Source organism: Gordonia desulfuricans NBRC 100010 (assembly GCF_001485495.1).
GTDB classification, from domain to species: Bacteria; Actinomycetota; Actinomycetes; order Mycobacteriales; family Mycobacteriaceae; genus Gordonia; species Gordonia desulfuricans.
In genome coordinates this window covers 1-1,771 of the sequence record NZ_BCNF01000214.1, presented here as the reverse complement: position 1 = coordinate 1,771, position 1,771 = coordinate 1, and the positions used below count along the sequence as shown (strand labels likewise).

1 protein-coding gene and 1 pseudogene are annotated in these 1,771 nt (G+C 66.1%); both read left to right on the top strand.

What is annotated here, in order from left to right:
* The first annotated feature begins 46 nt into the window (after positions 1 to 46).
* Positions 47 to 1,444: an IS30 family transposase gene (locus GD1_RS23900; RefSeq protein ID WP_059040016.1), complete on the top strand. Its 1,398-nt coding sequence runs from the start codon at positions 47 to 49 to the stop codon at positions 1,442 to 1,444.
* A gap of 7 nt (positions 1,445 to 1,451) precedes the next feature.
* Positions 1,452 to 1,739, top strand: a pseudogene (locus GD1_RS23895) (integrase core domain-containing protein); the annotation flags it as partial.
* Positions 1,740 to 1,771: the final 32 nt, after the last annotated feature.

The window sequence follows — 1,771 nt, the reverse complement described above, 5'->3', positions numbered from 1 at the left end:
GGTGAATTCAACTGGTCGTCGCAACACCTCTATCAGGAGGTGTTCGATGGTTCGTCGTCAGCAGGCCGCGGACAGGGCGGTTCGTCCGAAGCTCCGCTCGCCGGGGCATCCGAAGTTTCAGAAACCCGTCGAGGCGGCGTTCTGGGGCGAGATCGCGAAAGGGCTGCTCGCGGAGGAAGCCGCGGGGGTTGTCGGCGTGGCGCCCGCGGTCGGCGCAAGATGGTTCCGACACGCTGGCGGCATGGCGCCATTCGACATCGCCCAGCAGCCATCGGGCCGCTACCTCTCGTTCGCTGAGCGCGAGGAGATCGCGATTCTCAAGGAGAAGGGCAAGGGCGTTCGCGAGATCGCTCGCGCCATGGGCCGCGATGCCGGGACGATCTCTCGTGAGCTGCGGCGGAACGCGGCCACGCGGGGCGGGAAGCCGGAGTATCGGGCGTCGGTCGCGCAGTGGAAAGCAGACATGACCGCGAAGCGACCCAAGGTCGCGAAACTCGTCGCGAACCCGCGGCTGCGCGCGTATGTCGAGGAGCGCCTGTCGGGGAAGATCACAAGCCCCGATGGCACGATCGTCACCGGTCCCCAGCCGCCGCGGTTCACCGGGAGAGGCAAGCCGCATCGGAAGGACAGGGCCTGGTCCTGGGCTTGGAGTCCGGAGCAGATCTCACACCGGTTGAAGATCGACTTCCCGGATGATGAGTCCATGCGCATCAGCCCAGAGGCGATCTACCAGTCGCTCTACATCGAGGGCCGCGGCGCGCTCAAGCGCGAACTCGTCTGGAACCTCCGCACGGGCAGGGCGCTACGCGTCCCCCGAGAGCGGTCGCGGCGCAAGACCTGGGCGCATGTCACGCCGGAGACGCTGATCAGCGAGCGACCGGCGGAAGCCGACGGTCGCGCCGTCCCCGGGCACTGGGAAGGCGATCTGCTGATCGGGTTGGAGCGCTCGGCGGTCGGCACGGTCGTCGAGCGCAAGACCCGTTACACGCTGCTCGTCCATCTCCCGCGGGAAGAGGGCTATCGGCACAAGGAGACGCCGAAGAACGGGCCGGCGTTGGCCGGCTATGGCGCGATCACGATGAAGAATGCTCTCGCCAACACGATGTCGGCGCTGCCGGCGCAGCTGGCGCGCTCGTTGACCTGGGACCGCGGCAAGGAGATGTCCGCTCACGCGCAGTTCCGCGTCGAAACCGGCATCCCGGTGTTCTTCGCCGATCCGCAGTCGCCCTGGCAGCGCGGCACGAACGAGAACACCAACGGGCTGCTGCGTCAGTACTTCCCGAAGGGCACCGACCTGTCCCGCTGGAGCGCCGAAGACATCGAAGCCGTCGCATTCGCGCTGAACACGCGCCCTCGGAAGTCGCTCGGATGGATGACTCCCGCTGAGGCCTTCAACGAGCAGCTATTGTTGCTCCAACAAGCCGGTGTTGCATCGACTGGTTGAGCCCGGTCAATTTCGTTCGAAGAAGATGCAGAAGGCCATCACCCGGCACGGCATGCTCGGGTCGATGGGCAGGGTCGGTGCGTGTGGTGACAACGCGGCGATGGAGAGCTTCTTCTCGCTGCTACAGAACAACGTCCTCGACCGTCGATCCTGGGCCACCAGAGACGAGCTCCGGGCCGCCATCGTGCACTGGATCGAACGGACCTACCACCGCCGCAGACGGGACCGCCTCGGCAGATTGACCCCCATTGAATTCGAGACCATCATCAACCACGAGGCCCCTCAGGCCGCGTGACTAACCCTGTCACCTATCCGTGCACCAGGCCC

What these genes read in the sequence shown, in the direction of transcription:
- GD1_RS23900 (WP_059040016.1), top strand. Translation starts at nt 47, where the DNA reads ATGGTTCGTCGTCAGCAGGCCGCGGACAGGGCGGTTCGTCCGAAGCTC.